This window comes from Azospirillum sp. TSO35-2 (genome assembly GCF_003116095.1).
Lineage (GTDB): Bacteria > Pseudomonadota > Alphaproteobacteria > Azospirillales > Azospirillaceae > Azospirillum.
This window is the reverse complement of sequence record NZ_LGRA01000018.1, coordinates 177,439-198,997: the sequence shown is the minus strand read 5'-3', so window position 1 is coordinate 198,997 and position 21,559 is coordinate 177,439. Positions and strand designations below refer to the sequence as shown.

18 protein-coding genes and 1 pseudogene are annotated in these 21,559 nt (G+C 69.8%); 11 read left to right on the top strand and 8 right to left on the bottom strand.

From position 1 onward, the window contains the following. Positions 1-30 precede the first annotated feature (30 nt). From TSO352_RS33500 to TSO352_RS11860, 9 genes are all read left to right on the top strand, one after another. On the top strand, positions 31-240 hold the full coding sequence (locus tag TSO352_RS33500; protein ID WP_199231572.1) for a hypothetical protein: 210 nt from the start codon (positions 31-33) through the stop codon (positions 238-240). Further along, positions 237-1,250, top strand: coding sequence for a 2-keto-3-deoxygluconate transporter (gene kdgT, locus TSO352_RS11895; protein WP_109107558.1), 1,014 nt, complete (start codon positions 237-239; stop codon positions 1,248-1,250). Before TSO352_RS33500 ends, kdgT begins: the two co-directional genes overlap by 4 nt. Positions 1,251-1,297: 47 nt before the next feature. Beyond that, positions 1,298-2,062 carry a fumarylacetoacetate hydrolase family protein gene (locus tag TSO352_RS11890; protein WP_109107557.1) on the top strand — a complete coding sequence of 255 codons (765 nt, stop codon included), beginning with the start codon at positions 1,298-1,300 and terminating at the stop codon, positions 2,060-2,062. Between the two features lie 91 nt (positions 2,063-2,153). Continuing rightward, positions 2,154-2,990, top strand: a complete 837-nt coding sequence (gene kduI, locus TSO352_RS11885; RefSeq protein WP_109107556.1) for a 5-dehydro-4-deoxy-D-glucuronate isomerase — start codon at positions 2,154-2,156, stop codon at positions 2,988-2,990. A gap of 15 nt (positions 2,991-3,005) precedes the next feature. Then, the gene (gene kduD / locus TSO352_RS11880) at positions 3,006-3,764 is read left to right on the top strand and encodes a 2-dehydro-3-deoxy-D-gluconate 5-dehydrogenase KduD (protein ID WP_109107555.1); all 759 of its coding nucleotides are present in this window, start codon (positions 3,006-3,008) and stop codon (positions 3,762-3,764) included. A gap of 5 nt (positions 3,765-3,769) precedes the next feature. Further along, on the top strand, positions 3,770-4,123 hold the full coding sequence (locus tag TSO352_RS11875) for a cupin domain-containing protein (RefSeq protein WP_109107554.1): 354 nt from the start codon (positions 3,770-3,772) through the stop codon (positions 4,121-4,123). 179 nt (positions 4,124-4,302) lie between these two features. Beyond that, positions 4,303-5,094: an alpha/beta hydrolase gene (locus TSO352_RS11870; RefSeq protein ID WP_158284571.1), complete on the top strand. Its 792-nt coding sequence runs from the start codon at positions 4,303-4,305 to the stop codon at positions 5,092-5,094. Positions 5,095-5,204: 110 nt separating this feature from the next. After that, a complete protein-coding gene (locus TSO352_RS11865; protein WP_109107552.1) occupies positions 5,205-6,641 on the top strand; it encodes a glycoside hydrolase family 1 protein in 1,437 nt (478 codons plus the stop codon). Between the two features lie 33 nt (positions 6,642-6,674). Continuing rightward, positions 6,675-7,109, top strand: coding sequence for a DUF1810 domain-containing protein (locus tag TSO352_RS11860; protein WP_109107551.1), 435 nt, complete (start codon positions 6,675-6,677; stop codon positions 7,107-7,109). An 18-nt stretch (positions 7,110-7,127) separates the two neighbouring features. On the opposite strand, the gene TSO352_RS11855 is transcribed toward TSO352_RS11860, so the two are convergent. The 6 genes from TSO352_RS11855 to TSO352_RS11830 all read right to left on the bottom strand — a co-directional run bounded on the left by TSO352_RS11855 (position 7,128) and on the right by TSO352_RS11830 (position 13,399). Continuing rightward, positions 7,128-7,829, bottom strand: coding sequence for an ABC transporter ATP-binding protein (locus TSO352_RS11855; protein WP_109107550.1), 702 nt, complete (start codon positions 7,827-7,829; stop codon positions 7,128-7,130). Further along, complete coding sequence (locus TSO352_RS11850; RefSeq protein ID WP_109107549.1) at positions 7,829-8,584, bottom strand: ABC transporter ATP-binding protein; 756 nt, start codon at positions 8,582-8,584, stop codon at positions 7,829-7,831. Before TSO352_RS11850 ends, TSO352_RS11855 begins: the two co-directional genes overlap by 1 nt. After that, positions 8,577-9,560, bottom strand: a complete 984-nt coding sequence (locus TSO352_RS11845; RefSeq protein ID WP_109107548.1) for a branched-chain amino acid ABC transporter permease — start codon at positions 9,558-9,560, stop codon at positions 8,577-8,579. The genes TSO352_RS11850 and TSO352_RS11845 overlap by 8 nt, the downstream gene beginning before the upstream one ends. Continuing rightward, on the bottom strand, positions 9,557-10,474 hold the full coding sequence (locus TSO352_RS11840) for a branched-chain amino acid ABC transporter permease (protein ID WP_109107547.1): 918 nt from the start codon (positions 10,472-10,474) through the stop codon (positions 9,557-9,559). The genes TSO352_RS11845 and TSO352_RS11840 overlap by 4 nt, the downstream gene beginning before the upstream one ends. 13 nt (positions 10,475-10,487) lie before the next feature. Continuing rightward, positions 10,488-11,675 carry an ABC transporter substrate-binding protein gene (locus TSO352_RS11835; protein WP_109107546.1) on the bottom strand — a complete coding sequence of 396 codons (1,188 nt, stop codon included), beginning with the start codon at positions 11,673-11,675 and terminating at the stop codon, positions 10,488-10,490. 188 nt (positions 11,676-11,863) lie between these two features. Then, positions 11,864-13,399: a hypothetical protein gene (locus TSO352_RS11830; RefSeq protein ID WP_109108281.1), complete on the bottom strand. Its 1,536-nt coding sequence runs from the start codon at positions 13,397-13,399 to the stop codon at positions 11,864-11,866. Between the two features lie 255 nt (positions 13,400-13,654). Here TSO352_RS11830 and TSO352_RS11825 point away from each other — a divergent pair, with 255 nt between their 5' ends. Further along, entirely contained in the window at positions 13,655-13,915 is a 261-nt protein-coding gene (locus TSO352_RS11825) for a hypothetical protein (protein WP_247872052.1), read from the top strand. Between the two features lie 105 nt (positions 13,916-14,020). On the opposite strand, the gene TSO352_RS11820 is transcribed toward TSO352_RS11825, so the two are convergent. Both TSO352_RS11820 and TSO352_RS11815 read right to left on the bottom strand, forming a co-directional pair. Next, positions 14,021-15,331 carry an HlyD family type I secretion periplasmic adaptor subunit gene (locus tag TSO352_RS11820; RefSeq protein WP_109107545.1) on the bottom strand — a complete coding sequence of 437 codons (1,311 nt, stop codon included), beginning with the start codon at positions 15,329-15,331 and terminating at the stop codon, positions 14,021-14,023. Between the two features lie 31 nt (positions 15,332-15,362). Then, positions 15,363-19,454 (bottom strand): ATP-binding cassette domain-containing protein, encoded by a 4,092-nt coding sequence (locus TSO352_RS11815; RefSeq protein WP_247872051.1) that lies wholly within the window; start codon positions 19,452-19,454, stop codon positions 15,363-15,365. A gap of 353 nt (positions 19,455-19,807) precedes the next feature. Between TSO352_RS11815 and TSO352_RS11810 the strand changes: the two are divergent. Then, positions 19,808-21,559: pseudogene (locus TSO352_RS11810) on the top strand (calcium-binding protein); the annotation flags it as partial.

The following is a 21,559-nucleotide window of genomic DNA, read 5'->3' as shown; positions in this document are numbered from 1 at the left end:
GATGGCCCAAGAGCGCTGGGGAGCGGCCACATGGCCCTGCAGATCGACCAACGCGGTTGTGGACACGGCGATACCGGTGGCGACGGCCGCCGTCACCGCAAGCGATGCGGCAGGACGCAGGCATCCTCCCGCCACACACCCCCTGCCGGGCAAACCACGCCCCGATCGATGGCCCTGATCCATGCCCGGGCCGCGCGCCGTCCGGTCGCCGATCGCTCGCTCAAGGAGTACCAGCCATGAACATCAAGTCCCGGATCGACCGCATTCCCGGCGGGATGATGATCGTTCCCCTGTTTCTCGGCGCCTGCCTGAACACCTTCGCGCCGGGCACGGGCAAGTTCTTCGGGTCCTTCACCAACGGGCTGATCACCGGCACCCTGCCGATCCTGTCGGTGTGGTTCTTCTGCATCGGCGCCAGCATCAGCCTGAAGGCCACCCCGATCGTCCTGCGCAAGAGCGGCGTCCTGGTCTCGGTCAAGATCCTGACCGCGGCGCTGGCCGGCATCCTCGCCTCCTGGTTCATCCCGACCGAGGGCATCAGCTCGGGCTTCCTCAGCGGCCTGTCGGTGCTGGCGATCATCGCCGCGATGAACGACACCAACGGCGGCATGTACATGGCGCTGATGCAGCAGTACGGCACCAAGGAGGAGGCCGGCGCCTTCTGCCTGATGTGCCTGGAGTCGGGACCCTTCATGACGATGGTCACGCTGGGCATCGCCGGTCTGGCGGTCTTCCCGTGGCAGACCATGGTCGGCGCCCTGCTGCCCTTCGTCATCGGCTTCGCGCTGGGCAACCTGGACAAGGACCTGCGCGCCTTCTTCACCCAGGGCGTCACCGTCATGGTGCCGTTCTTCGCCTTCGCGCTCGGCAACAACCTGAACTTCACCACCATCCTGAACACCGGCCTGCTCGGCATCGCGTTGAGCCTGGCGGTGATCGCCGTCACCGGCACGACGCTGGTGCTGGCCGACATCTTCCTGGCCAAGGGCAACGGCACCGCCGGCATCGGCGCCGCCTCCACCGCCGGCGCGGCGGTCACCGTCCCGCCGATCATCGCCTCGATCGAGCCGTCCTTCGCCCCCAGCGCCCCCGCCGCCACCGCCCTGGTCGCCACCTGCGTCGTCGTCACCGCCCTGCTGACCCCGCCGCTGACCGCCTGGTGGGCCCGCAACTTCGGCGTCCTGTCGGAGCGCTACCAGAAGGCCGAGGCCGCCAAGGCCGCCGCGTTCGAAACCGCCGCCGCCGAGTGACACGGCACGCCTGACGAGTGAAACGGCACCCCGAGAGGACCAGCCCGATGACCGACCGTTCCGAAGCCCTGTCCCAGGCCGTCGAGGCCCTGCTCGCCAGCCGGCAGACCCGCCAGCCGCTCCAAGCCCTTCCCGAGGGCGCGCGCCCCGCCGACAAGGACGAGGCCTACGCGATCCAGAACGAGGTGGCGCGCCGCCTGGGCCCCGTCGTCGCCTGGAAGGTCGGCGCCTCCGGCCCGGACGCCGAACCGTCCTGCGCCCCGATCAACGCCGCCACGCTGTTCTTCGGCACCGAGCGGCTGCCGGCCTCCATGTTCAACGTGATCGGCATCGAGGCCGAGATCGTCTACCGCTTCGCCCGTGACCTGCCGCCCCGGGAAGAGCCCTGGAGCCGCAGGGAGGTGCTGGACGCCGTGGCCTCCGTTCATCCGGGCTTCGAGATCTGCGACACCCGCTTTGCCAAGTACGGCTCGCTCGACCCGCTCAGCCACATGGCCGATCAGGCCAACCACGGCGCGCTGATCGTCGGCCCGGCGGTCGGCAACTGGCGCGGGGTCGACCCGGTGGGGCAGCCGCTGATGCTGGCGATCGACGGCAAGCTGGTCGTCGACGTGCTCGGCGGCAACAGCGCGGTCGATCCGGTCCGCCTGCTGGTGTGGCTGGCCAACGTCGGCGCGCGGCCGTTCGGCGGCCTGCATGCCGGCGACACGGTGACCACCGGCTCCTGCACCGGCACGATCTTCATCGAACCCGGCAGCCGCAGCGTCGCCCGCTTCGCCGACATCGGCAGCATCGAGTTGACCGTGCAGTGACCGCAGGCCCGGCCTGCGCCGCATCCTAGACGAAATCCATTGCCGGCGGCCCCACCGATGGGGCGCCGCCCACCGAAACGAGGGTTCTCCGATGAAGATCAACGTCCGATACGCCAACCATCCCGACGATGTGCGCGGCTACGACACGCAGAAGCTGCGCGATCATTTCCTGGTCGAAACGCTGTTCGAGGCGGACGAGACGGTGCTGACCTACAGCCACGTCGACCGCTTCATCGTCGGCGGCGCCATGCCGGTGGCCGGCCCGATCACGCTCGATTCGGCCAAGGAGATCGGCACCGCCACCTTCCTGGAGCGGCGGGAGCTTGGCGTCTACAACGTCGGCGGCCCCGGCCGCGTCACGGTGGACGGCGCCGTGTTCGACCTCGACCCGCGCGACGCGCTCTACGTCGCCCAGGGCAGCGTCGATGTCCGGTTCGAAAGCCTGGACCGCAGCCGCCCGGCCAAGTTCTACCTCGCCAGCACCCCGGCCCACGCCCGGTTCGAGACGATGAAGATCTCGGCGGCGCAGGCCAAGCAACGCCCGCTCGGCAGCCAGGACACCTCGAACGAGCGGGTCATCTACCAGATGATCCACCCCGACGTCTGCCGCACCGCGCAGCTCGTCATGGGCATGACCATGCTGAAGCCGGGCAACATGTGGAACAGCATGCCCTGCCACACGCATGAGCGCCGCTGCGAGGTCTATTTCTACTTCGACGTCCCCGAAGACGCCCGCGTCTTCCACTTCATGGGCCAGCCGACCGAGACCCGCCACATCGCGATGGCGAACGAGCAGGCGGTGATCTCGCCGTCCTGGTCGATCCATTGCGGCGTCGGCACCCACAACTACACCTTCATCTGGGCGATGGGCGGCGACAACCAGACCTTCGACGACATGGACGCCGTTCCCATCTCGACCATTCGCTGAGCGGAGACCACGATCATGAGCAATCCTTTCGACCTCTCCGGCAAGGTGGCGCTGGTCACCGGCGCCAACACCGGCATCGGCCAGGGCATCGCCGTGGCGCTCGCCCGCGCCGGCGCCGACATCGCGGCGGTCGACATCGTCCCGTTGGATGAAACCAAGGGTCTGGTCGAGGCCGCCGGCCGCAAGTTCCACGCCATGAAGGCCGACCTCACCAGCATCGCCCCGGTCGCCGGGCTGGTGGAGGAGACGGTCGGCACCTTCGGCAAGGTCGACATCCTGGTCAACAACGCCGGGCTGATCCGCCGGGCCGACGCGGTCGACTTCACCGAGGCCGACTGGGACCTGGTGATGAACATCAACATCAAGACGCTGTTCTTCCTCTGCCAGGCCTTCGGCCGCTACGCCATCGACAACGGGCGCAAGGGCAAGATCATCAACATCGCGTCGATGCTGTCCTTCCAGGGCGGCATCCGCGTGCCGTCCTACACCGCGTCGAAGAGCGGCGTCGCCGGCATCACCAAGCTGCTGGCCTGCGAGTGGGCGGCCAAGGGCATCAACGTCAACGCGCTGGCGCCGGGCTACGTCGCCACCAACAACACGGCGCAGCTGCGCGCCGACGCCCAGCGCAGCGCCGAGATCCTCGGCCGCATCCCCGCCGGCCGCTGGAGCGAGCCCGGCGACCTCGGCGGTCCGGCGGTGTTCCTGGCGTCGGAGGCGTCCGACTACGTCCACGGCACCATCCTGCCGGTCGACGGCGGCTGGCTGGCGCGCTGAACGCGATGGACGCCGCTCCCGACCGCCGGACGGACGTGTTCGTCCTGGATGACGCCGTCGCCTGGGAAGACCTGGGCGGCGGGGTCCGCCGCAAGATCCTCGGCTACAACCCGACCATGATGATGACCCGCGTCGCCTTCGACGCGGGTGCCGTCGGCGCCCCGCACCGGCACCCGCACCACCAGTGCGCGGTGGTGGAGAGCGGCGTCTTCGACGTGACGATCGACGGCCGCACCCAGCGCCTGTCGGCCGGCGACGGCTACATCGTCCCGTCGAACGCCCTGCATGGCGTCGTGGCGATCGGGCCGGGGGTCCTGCTCGACATCTTCACCCCGATGCGCCAGGACTTCCTGGACTGAACGCCTTTCAGGCTCTCCGCCATCCCGGCCGGGGTGGCGGAGGGGGCGCGTGCAGCAAGCAATGTTTCATTGCGACATGCCGATCACTATCAATCGTTCGACATATCGACCGGTCCGCCCACCGCGCTACATGATCCTTCAGGACGTTGTCGTGCCAGGGAGGATCGATGCGGAGGACGATGGCCTTAGAGGACATCCACGACATCCGTGTGCTTGGGGCCGGCGCGGACACCGTCGTGCTGTCGCATGGGTTCGGCTGCAATCAAACGGTCTGGCAGCCGATCGCCGATGGGCTCGCCTCCTCCTTCCGCCTCGTGCTGTTCGACCTCATGGGGTGCAACCGGCGCAGCGCCGCCGTCTTCAACGCCGGCACGCACCGCCATCTCGACGCCTTCGCCACCGACCTGATCGCGGTGCTGGAGCATGTGGACGCCGGACCGGTGAGCTATGTCGGCCATTCGATGAGCGGCATGATCGGCGTCCTGGCGTCGATCCGGCGTCCGGATCTGTTCCGCAAGCTCGTTCTGATCGAACCGTCGCCCTGCTACCTGAATGTCGATGGCTACAAGGGCGGCTTCGAGAAGGAGGATTTGGAGGGGATCTTCGACGCGGCCCGGCACAATTATGTGTCCTGGACCCAGCGTTTCGCCCCGTTCATCGTGGGGAGCGCACCCTCCAGCGCCGCCACCGGCGAATTCAGCAGGGGGCTGCTGGCGATGCAACCCGACATCGCGCTGTCCATGCTGGTGACGATCTTCACGTCGGATGTCCGCAGCCGATTGCCGCTGGTCGGGACGCCGACGGTGGTGGTCCAATCCATCCGGGATCCGGCCGTGCCGATGGAGGTCGCGGAGTTCATTCGGGACAGCATTCCCGATTGCCAACTGGAAATCGCCGAGGCGGAGGGGCATCTGCCACACCTGACGGAGCCGGACCTGATGCTCGGCATTCTGAGGCGGCATCTGCCCTGAAGGGGGCAAACTGGGGTGGGTCGCCGTGGGGCCTGTCGGCACCCGGCTGCCCGACCCATATGGAGGTGCTCCCGGCCCGCCGCGGCCGGCCAGAGCTTGGGACAGGATCCATGCAGCACACGACGCTCCGTCCGTTTCCAGCCGATTTCCTGTGGGGTGCGGCGTCGGCCGCCTATCAGGTGGAAGGCGCCTGGGACGCGGACGGCAAGGGGCCGTCGGTGTGGGACCGCTTCTGCAAGGAGCCCGGACGGACCTTCCAGGGCAGCAACGGCGACGTCGCGGTCGACCATTACCACCGGTTCGCGGACGACATCGCGCTGATGGCCGAGGCGGGGCTGACGGCCTATCGCTTCTCGGTCAGTTGGCCGCGCGTCCTTCCCGAAGGCCGCGGTGCGGTGAACGAGGCCGGGCTGGCCTTCTATGAACAGCTGATCGACGGGCTGCTCGCCCATGGCATCCGGCCGGTGCTGACGCTCTATCATTGGGACCTGCCCCAGGCGCTGCAGGACGCCTATCAGGGCTGGGAGGACCGGCGGATCATCGATGATTTCGAGGCCTATTGCGTGATCCTGTTCCAGCGCTTCGGCGACCGGGTGAAGCATTGGGTCTCGCTCAACGAGCAGAACTACAACCTGACCAACGCCTACCAGCTCGGCACCCACCCGCCGGCGGTCCAGGACCGCAAGCGCTTCTTCCAGGCCAACCACCACGCCTTCCTGGCCAACGCGCGGGTGATTGCCGCCTTCCGCCGCTGGGTCCCGGACGGCCGGATCGGCCCGAGCTTCGCCTATTCGCCGGCCTACCCGGCCTCGGCGAGCCCGTCCGACATGCTGGCCTTCGAGAACGCCGAGGAGTTCACCAACCATTGGTGGCTCGACCCCTATTGCCTCGGCCGCTACCCGCGCTCGGCGCTGGCTTGGCTGAGGGAGGTCGGCGAGGCGCCGGACCTGCTGCCCGGGGACCTGGACCTGCTGGCGTCAAGCCGTCCGGACTTCATCGGCGTGAATTACTACCAGAGCCTGACCTTCACCGAAAACCCGCCCGACGGGGTGACGATGCAGCGCATCAACACCTCGGGCCAGAAGGGCACCACGCCGGCCAGCGGCGTGCCGGGGCTCTACCGGACGGCGACCAACCCGCATCTCGCCACCACCAACTGGGACTGGGCGATCGACCCGACCGGGCTGCGCATCGGCCTGCGCCGGCTGGCCTCGCGCTACGGCCTGCCGATCCTGATCACCGAAAACGGCCTCGGCGAGTTCGACAGGCTTGAAGACGGCGACCGGGTGCATGACCCCTACCGCATCGCCTACCTGCGCGATCACCTGACCGCCTGCCGCGCGGCGATGTCCGACGGCGTCGATCTGCTGGGCTATTGCGTCTGGTCCTTCACCGACATCCTGAGCTGGCTGAACGGCTACCAGAAGCGCTACGGCCTCGTGTACGTGAACCGCGACGAGCGGGACGAGAGGGATCTCCGGCGCGTCCGCAAGGACAGCTTCTTCTGGTATCGCGACATCATCGCCCGGAATGGGGCGGACCTGTAGCGCGGCTTTCGGCGCACAATGAGGAGTGGTGACATGCCGACCGACGACCCCTTCGACCTCCAGCGGTTCATCGACGCGCAGGAGCCGGTCTTCACGGCGGTGATGAATGAACTGCGGGACGGGCGCAAGCGCAGCCACTGGATGTGGTTCGTCTTCCCGCAATTGCGCGGGCTTGGCCGCTCGCCGACCGCCCAGCTCTACGGCATCGCCTCCCTCGACGAGGCGCGGGCCTATCTCGCGCACCCGATCCTCGGCGCGCGGCTCGATCAGGCCACCCGCGCCGTGCTGGCGGTGCCGGAGCGCTCGCTCCACGCGATCTTCGGCTCGCCCGACGACATGAAGTTCCGCTCCTCCATGACCCTGTTCGCCGTGGTCGCCGACGACGCCGGCTCCCCCTACCACGCCGCGCTCGCCCGCTTCTGCGACGGCCGGATGGACGAGGCGACGCTGGGGCTTTTGGGCGCTTGAAGCGGATTGTGATCCGCTTTAGAGGTGAAGATAGCTGTGCTGGACGTCCTGCGCCGCGGCCAGCTCGCGGCTGGTCCCGCTCCAGACGGTGCGGCCCTTCTCGATCACCACGCCCTTGTCGGCGAGGCGCAGCACCGCCGACAGGTTCTTGTCCACCAGCAGGATCGACTGCCCCTCGCGCTTGAGCGTGTCGAGCACCGACCAGATCTCGCCGCGGATCACCGGCGCCAGCCCTTCGGTCGCCTCGTCCAGGATCAGCAGACGCGGGTTGGTCATCAGCGCCCGGCCGATCGCCAGCATCTGCTGCTCGCCGCCCGACAGCCGGTTGCCCAGGTTGCGCCGCCGCTCTTGCAGGCGGGGGAACAGCGTCCAGATCGCCTCCAGCGTCCAGCGCGGCGCGGCGGTCCCGCGCGCCGCCGCCGTGGCGACCAGATTCTCCTCCACCGTCAGGGTCGGGAAGATCTGGCGGCCCTCCGGCACCAGCCCGACGCCCATCTGGGCCACCCGGTAGGGCGGCAGGCCGTCGATGGCGCGGCCGTCGAAGCTCAGGCGGCCGTCCCAACTCGGCAGCAGCCCCATGATGGTGGCGATGGTCGTGGTCTTGCCCATCCCGTTGCGGCCGAGCAGGGCCAGGACCTCGCCGGCGCCGATGGACAGCGAGACGTCGAACAGCACCTGGCTCTGGCCGTAGCCGGCCTTGAGATTCTCGATCGTCAGCATCAGGCCAGCTCGTCCTCTCCCAGATAGGCCCTGCGGACCTCCGGATGGCTGCGGATTTCCGCGACCGTCCCGGTGACGATCACCCGGCCATAGACCAGCACCGAAACACGGTCGGCGAGCGCGAAGACGGCCTGCATGTCGTGCTCGACCAGCAGGATGCCGTAGCGCGCCCGCAGGCCGCGCAGGATGCCGATCAGCCGTTCGGTGTCCTCCGGCCCGGCCCCCGCCAGCGGTTCGTCGAGCAGCAGCAGGCGCGGCCGCATGGCGATGGCGATGGCGAGTTCGAGCTGGCGCTTGGCGCCGTGCGACAGCGCCGCCGCGGGCGTGCCGGCAACGGCCCCCAGCCCGATGGTGTCGAGCGCTGCCCGCGCCTCGCCGTTCAGCGCCGCCTCGCCGGCGGCGGGCCGCAGGAAGCGGAAGGACGACCCGCTGCGCGCCTGCACCGCCAGTGCGACGTTCTCCAGCGCGGTGAAGCTGGGAACGACGCTGGTGATCTGGAAGCTGCGGGCCAGCCCCAGCCGGGCGCGGCGTTCCAGCGGCAGGGCGGTGACGTCCCGCCCGGCGAATCGCACCGTCCCGCGGTCGGGGCGCAGCGTGCCGCTGATCTGGTGGATCAGCGTCGTCTTGCCGGCGCCGTTCGGGCCGATGACGGCGTGGATCTCGCCGGGCAGCACGGTCAGCGACACGTCGCTGGTGACGGTCAGCGCGCCGAAGCTCTTGCGCAGCCCGTCCAGCTCCAGCAATGGCTCAGGCATTGGCGTTGCTCCCCTTCAGACCGGCGGCGCGGCCCGGGCGGCGCGCGCGCAGGCTCGCCGGCAGGCCGGCCAGCCCGTTGTGGAGGAACAGCACCGACAGCACCAGCAGCGGCCCGAAGACCAGACGCCAGTAGACCAGCAGGTGCGACAGCCACTCCTCCAGCAGCACGATGGCCAGCGCGCCGAGGATGGCGCCGTAGAGCTGGCCGAGCCCGCCGAGGATCACCATGAACAGCAGCTCGCCGGAGCGGGTCCAGGACAGGGTGGCGGGCGACACGAACTCCGACGCGTTGGCGAGCAGGGCGCCGGCCAGCCCGCTGACCGCGCCGGCCAGCACATAGGCGACCAGCCGGTACGGGTAGGGCTGGAAGCCGACCGCCTGCACCCGCTGCTGGTTCTCGCGCGCCGCCCGCAGCACCCGGCCGAACCGGCTGGCGAGCAGGACGGATCCCAGGATCCACACCAGCGCCAGCAGGCCCAGGCACAGGAAATGGAAGGCCAGCCGGTTGTCCATCGCCCGCGATCCCAGCCACTCGGTGCGGGCGTAGAGCGTGTAGCCGTCGTCGCCGCCCAGGGTGGAGAGCGAGGACGCGGTGAAGAAGGCCATCTGGCCGAAGGCCAGCGTGATCATGATGAAATGCACGCCGCTGGTCCGCAGCGACACCGCGCCGGTGACCAGGGCGAACAGCGCCGCGGCGGCGATGGCGGCGGGGAAGACCACCAGTCCCTCGGTGATGCCGGCGGCGTCCAGCGCCGCGACGGTGTAGGCGCCGATGCCCATCATGGCGGCCTGGCCCAGGCTGACCAGCCCGGCGCCGCCGACCAGCAGCGACAGGCTGACCGCCGCCATGCCCAGGATCATCGCCCGCGCCAGCAGGCCGAGGGCGAAGCTGCCGCCGAAGCCCAGGAAGGGCAGGGCGGCGAGCGCCAGCAGGACGAGGACCGGCGTCGCCTGACGGCGCAGGACCCCGCTCATGCCCGCGCTCCCGGAAAGAGCCCGGCCGGGCGGAAGAACAGGATGCCGGCCATGGCGATGTAGACCAGCATCGAGGCCAGCGCCGCCCCGGTCTGCCGGGCGGCGGACGGGTCGAGCACCAGCCGCAGCAGGTCCGGCAGCATGGCCCGCCCCACCGTGTCGAGCAGCCCGACCAGCAGCGCGGCGAGGAAGGCGCCGCGGATCGAGCCGATGCCGCCGATGACGATGACGACGAAGCACAGGATCAGCACGTTGTCGCCCATGCCCGGTGCCACCGGGAAGATCGGGCTGGCCAGCGCCCCGGCGAACCCGGCGAGCATCGCGCCGAAGGCGAAGACGATGGTGAACAGGCGGCGGATGTTCACACCCAGCGCCGACACCATGGCGGCGTTGGTCGCGCCGGCGCGGATCAGCATCCCGGCCCGCGTCCGCTCGACGATGAACCACAGCGCCAGCGGCACCGCGAAGCCGATGGCGATGATCACCAGCCGGTAGGTCGGGTAGAGCAGGCCGGGGATCAGCTCGATCCCGTCCGGCAGGCCGTCCGGTTGCAGCACGTTCAACGGCGCGCTTCCCCACAGCGCCCGCGTCGCCTCGTCCAGCGTCAGGATGACGCCGAAGGTGGCGAGCACCTGGCTCATGTGGTCGCGCCGGTAGAGGTGCCGGAACACCAGCCATTCCAGCGCCAGCCCGACCAGCAGGCTCACCGGCAGCGACAGCAGCGCCCCCAGCCAGAAGTTGCCGCTCCACACCCCCAGCGTCGCGGCGACATAGGCGCCCAGCATGTACTGGACCCCGTGCGCCAGGTTGATCAGGTCCATGACGCCGAAGACCAGACTGAGACCCGCCGCGACCAGGAACAGCAGGACGCCGAACTGCAACCCGTTCAGCGTTTGGACGAGGAGCATCGCCATCGCGCCGTCTCCGTCAGGTCATCCGGCAGGCGGCGGCGTGGCTGTCGACGTCGGCCTCCAGCACCTTGCGCACCGTCTCGGTCTGGAACTTGCCGTCGGCCCGCTTGGCGACCTGGCAGAGCCAGAAGTCCTGGATCGGGAAATGGTTGGCGCCGAGGCGGATCGGGCCGCGCACCGACGGGAAGTCGCCCTTTTCCATGGCGGCCCGCAGCGCCGCCTTGTTGGCGACGTCGCCGCCGGTCCGCCGGATGGCGGCGTCGAGCATGTGCGCCGCGTCATAGGCGTGCGCCGCGTAGCTGGCCGGGACGTAGCCGTAGGCGGCCTCGAAGGCCTGGACGAAGCGGCGGCTGTGCGGGTTGTCGAGGTTGGGCGCCCAGCTCGCCGCGGTGAAGAAGCCGACCGCCGCGTCGCCCTGCGCCGGCAGCGTCGATTCGTCGACGGTGAAGGTCGACAGGAAGGGGATGCTGCCCAGTCCGGCCTGCCGGTACTGCCGCACCAGATTGACGCCCAGCGCGCCCGGCATGAAGGTGAAGACGGCGTCCGGCTTGGCGGCGGCGATCTTGGTGATCTCGGTCGAGAAATCGAGCTGGGTCAGCGGCACATAGACCTCGTCGATCACCTCGCCCTTGAAACGGCTGCGGAAACCGGCGACCGAGTCCTTGCCGGCCTGGTAGTTCGGCACCAGCACGAAGACCCGCTTGTAGCCGGCGTCCTGCGCCGCCTGCCCCATCGCCGCGTGCGGCTGGTCGTTCTGGTAGGCGCTGCTGAACAGGAACGGGCTGCAGCCCTTGCCGGCGACGGTCGACGGGCCGGCGTTGGCGGTGATCAGGAAGGTCTCGCTTTCGGTGACCGGGCGGACGATCGCCTGCAGGATGTTGCTGAAGACGACGCCGACCACGAAATCGACCTTGTCGCGTTCCAGCGCGGCGCGGATCTTGGAGACGGCGACGTCCGGCTTCAGTTCGTCGTCGATGATCAGCGTCTCGACCGGCCGGCCGCCGAGCTGGTTGTTCAACTGCGCCACGCCGGCCAGCCAGCCGTCGCGCAGATGGTTGCCCAGCGCGGCGCCGGGGCCCGACAGCGTGCCGACGAAGCCGACCTTCACCGCCGCCGGCTGGGCCCGCAGGATGGCCGGCTTGAAGCCGAGCGCGCCGGCCGTCGCGGCGGCGGCGGCCGTGGTGAGAAGAGTGCGTCTGTTCATTGCGAAGTCTCCCTGACCTCTTTTGGGTTTCGGAACGCGCGTTCCGCTCCCGGATTGGCTTCCACCTCTCGACGGTGCCCGGGTTTTCTTCGAATTGGAACAGGCTTTTGATGCGGAACGTCCGTGTGGTCAGCGGACCGGGCCTGGACCCGGTTGGGTCCGGCCGGTCGCGGCCGTCCCCGGCGCCGTCAGCGGGGTGCCGGGCCGATGCCGCGCTGCTGCGCCGCGTCCAGCAGGCTCACCAGCTCGCCCGACACCCACCAGCGGCATTTGCGGCGCTCTTCGGCCGCGATCGTGACCACGCGTTCGATCAGCCGGCTCTCGCCGTCGTCCAGCTCGCGCCCGTCGCGCAACGCGCGTTCCACGGTGGCCAGCAGCGTCTTGTCGATGACCGTCATTTCGATGGGATAGCCGGTTTCCTCCGCCAGCTCGCACAGCCGGGCCATCGCCGCCAGGGCGCTCTCCCGGCCCTCGGCGCCGACCTGACGGAACAGGTTGGCCAGATGCTCGCCGATCGCCGGCAACCAAGGGTTGGTGGACGCGGCGATGCCGCGCCGCCGCAGCCGGTGGTTGAAGCTGTTGATGAAGCGGACCGGCTCCATCAGCGGCAGGACCGACGCGGTGACGTTGAGCGTCAGCAGGCGGTGGCTCAGCACCGGCACCACCTCGCCTTCGACCAGACCGGTCACCCGTCCCACCGCGGAGGACACCGCCGCCCAGTTGCGGCCGCCGCGCTCGATGCCGAAGCCTTGCAACGCGTCGTACCAGCGGAAGGCGCGCTCGGTCAGCCGCTCCACCGTTTCACCGGCGGTGAGCTGCGGCGGGGCGGGGCGTCCGAGATGGAGGTCTTCCAGCTTCTGGCGCAGGCATTGCCAGGCGAACTGCACATGGCCGAGGGCCGAATCGACCAGGGCCGGGCTGGAGAGCTGGCCATAGAGGGCGAGCGCCTGGTCGGGGTCGCGCGACGCGTTCACCAGGGACAGGGCGTAGAGCAGGGCGCCGTCGGACCCGCCGCCGCGATCGACCATGACGGAGGTGGCGTGCAGCATGCCGATCAGGTCGCGCGGGCGCGCCGTCCCCTTCCACAGCGGGGCATGCTCCAGCATCGCGTCCAGCATCGCCAGATCGGTCATCGTCAGCGGATGGACGCCGGCAAGGCCGCGCTTGCGCAGCAGGGTGGTCCGCTCCGCGTTGGCGGTGGCCAGCAGCGGACCGGCGCCGCCGCGCTGGCGCAGAACCGCCAGCGACCGGCTGCGCAACTCCTCCGCCCACTCATCGGCGGCGGGGGAGGCGAGGACGATGTCCAGCGGATGCTCGCGGGCGCGTTGGGCGATGTCGCTCTGCACCCGCCCGGCCAACTCGCGCAGATGTGGCAGCAGCGCGAACCACCAAGCGCTGGCGTCGACCACATGCATGCAGCCGGGCGGGCGGGTTTCCGCCATCATCAGGGCGTCGGTGCGCAGCATCACCGGGTCGAACCAGCCGGTCCAGATGCGGCGCGCGTGCTCGGTGCGCGGACCGTTCAGCATGGCGACGATCAGGCGCCCGACCTCGATCGTCATCTGGTCGTCTTCCAGATGGCCCGCCCGCACCAATTCGAAGAGCTTCGACTTCTGCGCCCGGTCGAGCGGGGTCAGAATCGCCTTCACCTTGTCCAGGCTGACGGCCGCCGGATCGGGTTCGCTGGTCTGGAGGGAGGCGCTGCGGTTCGGGCGGCCGGCCATGATCTTCACGGGCGCTGATATCTCGCTTACTACTCTAATTAGAAGCAGTATCTATTGCTACTGATATGTCGTGACATCTTCTGTCGATCTGCGTCAGGCCAACGCCCCGAAGCGCGGCACGGCGCGCATCGGTAACGGATTGTATCGAATACGGCTTAAATTTGTTCCATTTCAACACCAAGTCCCGTCTTCACGCTCGGCGGCCATAGCCCCATTATCCGGGTAGGCAAACGCGTCCATGATCGAGGCGCCTTCATGATCCCCCAGCCCACCACCGGCTCCACCTCCGCCCCGGCCTTCAGGTTGTTTCCCGCCATGACCGATACCGATCCGTGCAAGGCCGCAGAGGTCGTGGATGAGTTCGTCGCCCGTCTGGCCGCGGGCGACCTGAGCGACCGCGACCGCAAGGCTGCCTGCGAAGCGGCCCTCAAGCATCTGATGGGCTATCTGATCGATCGCGAAGGCTGGCTGGCCGAGGAGTTCTCCGGCCTCGCCCGGTCGCTCGGCGCCTACTGACCCGGCGTCTCGTCCTCCGTCCAAGGTTCCGGCCAGCTCGCATCACGAAGGCCGCCCGTCCCCATCCGGACGGGCGGCCTTCGGCGTTCCGGCGTCCCCCGCCGGTCAGCGTTCGTTGAAGCTGTCGGACAGCGCGAAGTAGATCGGCTTCAGCAGGTACTCCAGCAGCGACCGTTCGCCGGTGGTCATCTCGACCTGCGTCGTCATGCCGGGCAGCACCGGGTGCTGGGCGTCGTCGTGGCCAACGTAATTGCGGCTCAGCCCGACGATCGCCTTGTAGTAGGGCCGGTGCTGCTCATCGAGGAAGGTGGAGGCGGAGATCCGCAGCAGTTTGCCGGGGATCGAGCCGTAGCGGGCGAAGTCGTAGGTCAGCACCTTCACCGTCGCCTCCAGCCCGATGTGGAGCTGGCCGACGTCGCGCGGGGTGACGTGGGCCTCGACCGTCATCTCGTGGTCGACCGGGACGATCTGCATCAGGACACCGCCTTCGGGAACCACGGCGCCGACGGTGTTGACCCGCAGGTCCTGCACCAGCCCGCGCACCGGCGACAGCACGGTCAGCCGGTGGGAGCGGTCGTCCAGCTTGCCGCGGGCCTCGCGCAACTGCGCGATCTCGGCGGTGACGGTGCCCATCTCGTTCACCGCGTCCTGCGCCAGCTTGGCCGACTGGTCGAGGATGCGGTTGCCGGCCTCGGTGATCGCCTGCCGGGTGGCGACGATCTGGCCTTCGATCCGCCGTTCCTCGCCCATCAGGCGCGACTGCTCGCGCTGGGTTTCCAGCGACTGGAGCTTCGACGACAGCCCCATCGATTCCAGCTTGTTGCGGATGTCGACCGAGCCGGTGATCAGCGCGATCTGGTCCCTGATGCTGGCGAGCTGGCCCTGGTACAGCGCCAGTTCGGCCACCCGCTGCGACACCTGGGCGCGCAGCACGGCGATGGCGGTGTCGCGCGCCTGGCTCTGGGTGTCGAAGATCAGGCGCTGGTCGGCCACCTGGGCCGGGTCGGCGCCGGCGAAGCGGCCGAAGTCCGGCTCGCGCCCGGCGGCGAAGGCGCGCAGCCGTTCCGCCCGCAGGTCAAGCGTCAGCAGGCGGGCGTTCATCTGCTCCAGCTCGGACTGCACCTGCTTGGGATCGAACACCGCCAGCGGCTGCCCGGCCTCCACCAGATCGCTGTCCTTGACCAGGATGGACGCGACGATGCCGCCCTCCAGATGCTGGACGACCTGGGCGTTGCCGGACGGCACCACCTGACCGGCGGTGACGACCGCCTCCTTGACCGGCATCAGCGTGGCCCAGGCCAGCAGGGCCGCCAGCAGCAGGACCAGCACGAGGATGGTGGCGCGGACCAGCGACAGCGTCGCGTCGTCGGCGCTGAGCGATTTGCCGGTCGGTCGGGCGAGGTCGGAAGCGGCCATGGGATGGGTCACACGGAGTAAAGGAAAAAGGTCAGCGGGGCGGGGTGGCGGCGAGGCCGGGCGGGCGTTGGAGCGCGGCCCCGCCCAGCAGCGCGCCGGCGATGCCGTTGGCGATGCTGTTGCCGGGGCCGCCGGGGCGGGGGCCACCGGGATTGGGGCCACCGGGATTAGGGCCGGGCAGGCCGGCACCCGGGTTGGCGGGGGCGATCATGCCGGCGTCCATGGTCAGCACCGTGTCGGCCAGCGTCAGATGGCTCGGCCGGTGGGTGACCAGGAAGATGGTGCTGTGCCCGCGCAAGGCCGTCAGGGCGGCGTGCAGCGCCTTGTCGCCCTCGAAATCCAGCCGGCTGGCCGGCTCGTCGAGCAGCAGGATGCGCGGCCGGCGGATGTAGGCGCGGGCCAGGCAGATCTTCTGCATCAGGCTGGGCGACAGGCGGACCGACTGGTTGTCGCCGATCCGGGTGTCGAGCCCGTTCGACAGCGCCTCCACCTCGTCCAGCGCACCGGCCAGCGACAAGGCCCAGCGCAGCTCGGCGTCGTCGGCGGTCTGGTCGGCGAAGCGCAGGTTCTGGGCGACCGTGCCGTAGAACAGCGCGCTGGCCTGCGGCACATAGCCGATCGACTTGCGCAGCTCGATCGGGTCCATCTGGCGGATGTCGACGCCGTCGACCCGCACATTGCCGGCCTGCGGCGCGTACAGCCCCAGCATGACCTTCAGCAGCGAGGATTTGCCGGCGCCGTCCGGGCCGACGATGGCGACGATCTGCCCCGGCTTGACCGTGAAGGACACGCCGACCAGCGCCGGGTCGGCGTCGTTGCGGTAGCGCAGCGACACGCGCGACAGCGACACCTCGCCCTTCAGCCGGCGCGGCTGCAGGGTGGCGCAGCGCGGCTCGCGTTCCGGCCGGATGCTCATCAGGCTGTTGATCTGGCGGGCGTTGGCGCGCAGCTGCTCGATGCGCGGCAGCATCGACACCGCGGTCTGCAGCGGCACCATCACCCGCCACAGCAGCATCATCGACGCCATCAGGGCGCCCGGCGTCATCGTGCCGGCGAACACCTGGAGGGCGCCGACGCCGACGGTGGCCAGCCCGGCGACCGGCACCACCAGCCCGGCGAGCGCCGCGTGGGTGGCCGACAGGTTGGCGGCGGTGTGGCCCGACCGCGCGGTGCGGGCCGACAGCCGGTCGTAGCGGTCGCGCCAGTGGGCCAGCCCGCCGATGGCGCGCAGCGCCGGCATCTTGGCGACCATCTCGACGAAGAACTCCTGCCGTTCGGTGTCGGCCCGCGCGGTGGAGCCGGTGCGGGCGCGCACCAGCGGGTGGACGGCGGCGCCGATGGCGGCGGTCAGCAGCACGGCGGCCAGCGGCACCAGCGCCAGCGGCCCGCCCAGCACCGCCATCACCCCCAGGTAGAACAGGGCGAACGGCACGTCGAACAGGGCGGCGACCTGGCCCTGGCTGATGAAGTCGCGGATCGATTCCAGGTCCTTCACCCGGGCGATCTGGGTGCCGATGGCGGCGCGCTCGCTCATGCCCACCGGCAGCATCAGGATGCGGTCGATGGTGGCGTTGCTGATCGACCGGGCGATGCGCGACCCGGCGTGGGCCAGCGCGCGGCCGCGGATCTGGCGCAGCGCGAAATCGCCCGCCACCACCAGGGCGGCGCCGACCGCGATGGTCACCAGCGTGTCGATCGACCCGGTGGCGACCACCTTGTCGTAGATCGCCATGGTGAAGAGCGGGGCGGCAATGGACAGCAGGTTGATGACGGCGCTGAGCCCCAGCACCGCCCACAGCAGCGGCAGGAAGCCGTGCACGACCGTGCCGACCCAGTTCTGCGCCCCGGCGCCGGCGGCGGCCTCCAGCGGGGTGAAGACGTAGGCGGCGCCCTTGCCGGCGGTCAGCGTGACGGTGCCGCGGGCCTGCCCGCTGTAGGCGGTGATGCCGTCCGGTCCGTCGGACAGCAGGGTGTGGACGGTGCCGTCGGCCCGCCGGAACAGGCAGGGCAGCAGGGACGGGTCCAGCCGGGCGAGGTCGACGCGGACCCGCCGCCCGTCGAAATGCAGGCGCTGGAAGACCTCGCACAGCTCCTCGACCGTCTGGACCTCGGAGACGTGGGGCAGCGCCTCGGCCAGGGCCTGCGGGCCGCCGCGCCAGCCCAGGGCGTCCAGCAGCGGCACCATGCAGGCGCCGACGGCGGAGGCTTCGGACAGGCGGCGGCGCAGGGCGTCGTCGTCATCGTGCGCCGCGCGGATCGGGTCGGCGTCGGCGGCCGTCCCCGGTGTCACGGGATCGCTGGTGGCGACCAGGACGGGTTGGCCGGCGGTGCCGTCGGACCCGGCCTGCGGGCGGCTCACCACGCGCCCGTCGACGATCTGCACCACCCGGTCGGCGAGCGTCAGCAGCGACGGCCGGCTGGTGACCAGCAGGATGGTGACGCCGCCGCGCAGCTCCTCGAGCGCGCGGCGGAACACCTTGTCCGATTCGGTGTCGAGCGAGGAGTTCGGCTCGTCCAGCAGCAGCACCGCCGGTTCGCGGACCAGCGCGCGGGCCAGGCAGATCATCTGGCGGGCGCCGCGCGGCAGCGCTTCCTGCGAGGCGTCGCCGACGATGGTCTCATAGCCCTGCGGCAGGCTGGCGATGCGGCGGTCGAGCCCGAAGCGCCGGCACACCTCCATCGCCAGATCGGCCCGGCTGGGGTCGAACAGGGTCAGGTTCTGCAGGATGGTGCCTTTGAACAGCTCCGGATGCTCGCCGACATAGACGACGCCGCCGATGCCGGTCATCGCGTCGGCGTCGGTGTGGGACGTGCCGTCGCGCACCCCGACCCGCACGTCGCCGGCGGTCGGGCGCAGCACGCCGAGGATCAGGCGCAGCAGCGTCGTCTTGCCCGACGCGTTGGTCGCCACCACCCCCAGGAACTCGCCGGGGCCGACGCTGAGCGACAGGTCGCTCAGGATCTCGGGCCCGCGGTGGTAGGCGAAGCGGACGTTGTCGATCTCGATCGAGCCGCAGGCCAGCGGCGCGCCGGCGCTGTCGGTGGCCATGCCGGCGGCCGGCGCCATCGTTCCGTCCGGCCGCGCGGCGCTGCCGTCCGACCCGACCTCCAGCAGGACATGGCCGATGCGGCGCAGCGCCAGCGACACCGACTGGTAGCGCACCCAGCGGTCGAACAGCGCCTGGACCGGCTGGACGCAACGCCCGGCCAGCATCGAGCAGGCGGTGAGCACGCCGGTCGTCATCGCCCCGTCGATCACCGACACGCTGCCGACGATGACCACCAGCATCATGGTCGCCTGCGCCAGCGTGCCGGCGACCACCGATGCGGTGCCGCTCAGCCGGGCGACGTTGAAATCCTCCTCGCTGCAGCCCTGCTGCAGGCGTTCGTGGCGGCGCAGCAGCCCGGCCTCGGCCCCCAGGCCCTTGACGGTGTGGACGCCGGCCAGGACCTCGCTGATGAAGTTCAGGCGCCGCTCCTCCAGCGTGTGGCGGCTTTCCAGCGCCCGGCGCATCCGCCGGCCGAGGATGCCGCCGACGACCAGGAACAGCACCAGCACCACCAGCGGGATCGCCACCAGCTCCCCCGCCAGCAGCGCGATCAGCCCGAGGTAGAGAAAGGCGAAGGGAATGTCGATGGCCGATTGCAGCGCCTGGCCGGCGTAGAACTCGCGCACCATCTTGATGGCGCGGTAGACCTCGAAATGGGTGCCGATGCCCTGCTGGGAAAAGGCGTTCAGCGGCATGTGCATCAGGCGGTCGATCAGCGCCGCGCTGGACTGGTGCTCGATCCGGGCGCCCATCCAGGTGGTCAGGGCGGAGCGTGCGACCCGCAGGATCGCCTCCAGCACCGCCGCGGCACCACAGCCGATGCCGAGCAGCAGCATGGTCCCGTAGGACTCGTTGGGCAGGATGCGGTCGTAGACATGCAGCAGCGTGACCGGCAGCGCCAGGCCGAAGACGTTCAGCGCAAAGGACGCCAGCACCAGCATGACCCGGTCGCGGCGCGGGCCCAGCATGCCCGACAGCAGCCGGCGCGCGGCGCCTTCGGCGGACCGGTCGCGGTCGGCGACGGCCTTCGCCGGCGGGGGGTTGCGGGTGGAGGGCGGAAGAGCGGGCTGCAAAACGACGGACCTGTACACAAGGGTAACCGAGCCGCCAATCAACATCATAATTGCTAGTGATAGGTAAATCCGCGAATAGCAACAAATGGCAACCGCGCGATGACTCAATATGCGCACAGCCGGTCCGATGCGCCTCGCGGCCTGGCCGAAAATGAGGGTTTCCAAGGTCTTTTTGCCACCGGAGCCGGCAACGAAGCTGCTCGGAACGGCCCGAAATCGGCACTTGCTTGCTTCAGTCCGTTGATTTTCATCACAGGAAGATTCTTATCACAAGCAACTCATAACGCTAGAACCTAGCCTTAGGTGCATAGGCACAAAGTGCGCCACGGCGCATGTCCATTGGGAGCGGTTCGATGGCTGAGGAAGCGGGACAGGGGAACAATCCGGCGGTTGACGATCGCCAGATCCTCGACGATCTGACCCTCCTCCAGCAGGTCGACGGCACCCGGCTGGGCGGCGTGATCCACGAGGTCAACAGCGTCGAGCTGGAGCGGCCGGACGACACGCTCGGCTATGTGCAGACCGACTATCGCGGGGCCGAGGACCTGATGGTCGGCGGTTCCGTGCAGACCGGCAGCGTCGTCAGCGACTCCACCGCGGTGGCGGCCGACCAGGCGACGACCGCACAGCTGCTGAACGGCGACCTGCTCCGCACCAACGGCACCCGGGGGTCCGGGCCCAGCGGTCCCGAGGGCTCCGGCCTTTCCGAGGAAGGCCGCGAGGCGGCCGGGACGGGCACCAGCCGGGCAGCGCTGCTGTCGACGGCGCGCACGACGACGGTCTACACCGAGTTGCCGGCCGCCGCACCCGACGCCGTCGCGCTGGCGACGCCCGGTCTGGCGGACGGGACGGGGACGGCCGTGGATGTCCCGGCCCCGGTCGCGGTGCCCGACGCTGCGGCTGCCACCACCGCCACGGTCGATGTGCCTGCCGCCACCACGCCCACCACGCCCACCACCGCGCCGGCCGTGTCCGACCCGCCGAGCCTGACGGTGAACGGCGTTTCGGGTGACGAGGACAGCGCCATCGCCCTGAACGTCGCCGCGGCTCTGACCGACACCGGCGGCACCGAGACGCTGACCGTCACCCTGTCGGGCATCCCGACCGGGGCGGTGCTGCGCGACGGCTCCGGCACGGTTCTGAGCGTGGTTGATGGCACCATCGTCCTGACCTCCACCCAACTGGCCGGCCTGACGCTGACCCCGCCGACCAACAGCGGCGACAGCTTCACCCTGACGGTGACGGCGACCAGCACCGACGGTGGCGCGGCGCCCACCAGCGTCACCGCCACCCTGCCGGTCACCGTCAACCCGGTTTCGGACACGCCGACGCTGAGCGTCTCCGCGACCGCCGGCAACGAAGACAGCGCGATTCCGCTGACCATCAGCCCGGCGCTGACCGACACCGACGGCTCGGAGACGCTGACCATCACCATCAGCGGCATCCCCACGGGTGCCAGCCTGAGCAACACCGCTCACGACACGCTGACGATCAGCAACGGCTCGATCACCCTGACGCCGACCCAGCTTGCGGGTTTGGCGATCACGCCGCCGCTGAACAGCGACGTCGACTTCACCCTGACGGTGACGGCGACCAGCACCGACGGCACCGCCGCTCCGGCCAGCACCAGCGCCCCGCTGCTCGTCACCGTCAACCCGGTGACGGACACCCCGACGCTGAGCGTATCGGCGGCAGCCGGCAACGAAGACAGCGCGATCCCGCTGACGATCACTCCGGCGCTGACCGACACCGACGGCTCGGAGACGCTGAGCATCACCATCAGCGGCATCCCGACTGGCGCCAGCCTGAGCAACACCGCTCACGACACGCTGACGATCAGCAACGGCTCGATCACCCTGACGCCGACGCAGCTTGCCGGCCTGACGATCACGCCGCCGGCCAACAGCGACGTCGACTTCACCCTGACGGTCACCGCCACCGCCAAGGACGGTGTGGCCGATGCGGTGCCGGTGACCAAGACTCTGGCGGTGACGGTGAACCCGGTGACCGACACCCCGACGCTCAGCGTGTCAGCGGCGACCGGCAATGAAGACAGCGCGATCCCGCTGACCATCAGCCCGGCGCTGACCGACACGGACGGCTCG

Excerpts from the sequence above, each read along its gene's own strand:
- TSO352_RS11840 (WP_109107547.1), bottom strand. The coding sequence starts at position 10,474 with ATGGCGATGCTCCTCGTCCAAACGCTGAACGGGTTGCAGTTCGGCGTC.
- kduI (WP_109107556.1), top strand. The coding sequence starts at position 2,154 with ATGAAGATCAACGTCCGATACGCCAACCATCCCGACGATGTGCGCGGC.
- TSO352_RS11870 (WP_158284571.1), top strand. The coding sequence starts at position 4,303 with ATGGCCTTAGAGGACATCCACGACATCCGTGTGCTTGGGGCCGGCGCG.
- TSO352_RS11875 (WP_109107554.1), top strand. The coding sequence starts at position 3,770 with ATGGACGCCGCTCCCGACCGCCGGACGGACGTGTTCGTCCTGGATGAC.
- TSO352_RS11850 (WP_109107549.1), bottom strand. The coding sequence starts at position 8,584 with ATGCCTGAGCCATTGCTGGAGCTGGACGGGCTGCGCAAGAGCTTCGGC.
- TSO352_RS11830 (WP_109108281.1), bottom strand. The coding sequence starts at position 13,399 with ATGGCCGGCCGCCCGAACCGCAGCGCCTCCCTCCAGACCAGCGAACCC.
- TSO352_RS11860 (WP_109107551.1), top strand. The coding sequence starts at position 6,675 with ATGCCGACCGACGACCCCTTCGACCTCCAGCGGTTCATCGACGCGCAG.
- TSO352_RS11890 (WP_109107557.1), top strand. The coding sequence starts at position 1,298 with ATGACCGACCGTTCCGAAGCCCTGTCCCAGGCCGTCGAGGCCCTGCTC.
- TSO352_RS33500 (WP_199231572.1), top strand. The coding sequence starts at position 31 with ATGGCCCTGCAGATCGACCAACGCGGTTGTGGACACGGCGATACCGGT.
- kdgT (WP_109107558.1), top strand. The coding sequence starts at position 237 with ATGAACATCAAGTCCCGGATCGACCGCATTCCCGGCGGGATGATGATC.
- TSO352_RS11855 (WP_109107550.1), bottom strand. The coding sequence starts at position 7,829 with ATGCTGACGATCGAGAATCTCAAGGCCGGCTACGGCCAGAGCCAGGTG.
- TSO352_RS11835 (WP_109107546.1), bottom strand. The coding sequence starts at position 11,675 with ATGAACAGACGCACTCTTCTCACCACGGCCGCCGCCGCCGCGACGGCC.
- kduD (WP_109107555.1), top strand. The coding sequence starts at position 3,006 with ATGAGCAATCCTTTCGACCTCTCCGGCAAGGTGGCGCTGGTCACCGGC.
- TSO352_RS11865 (WP_109107552.1), top strand. The coding sequence starts at position 5,205 with ATGCAGCACACGACGCTCCGTCCGTTTCCAGCCGATTTCCTGTGGGGT.
- TSO352_RS11825 (WP_247872052.1), top strand. The coding sequence starts at position 13,655 with ATGATCCCCCAGCCCACCACCGGCTCCACCTCCGCCCCGGCCTTCAGG.
- TSO352_RS11820 (WP_109107545.1), bottom strand. The coding sequence starts at position 15,331 with ATGGCCGCTTCCGACCTCGCCCGACCGACCGGCAAATCGCTCAGCGCC.
- TSO352_RS11845 (WP_109107548.1), bottom strand. The coding sequence starts at position 9,560 with ATGAGCGGGGTCCTGCGCCGTCAGGCGACGCCGGTCCTCGTCCTGCTG.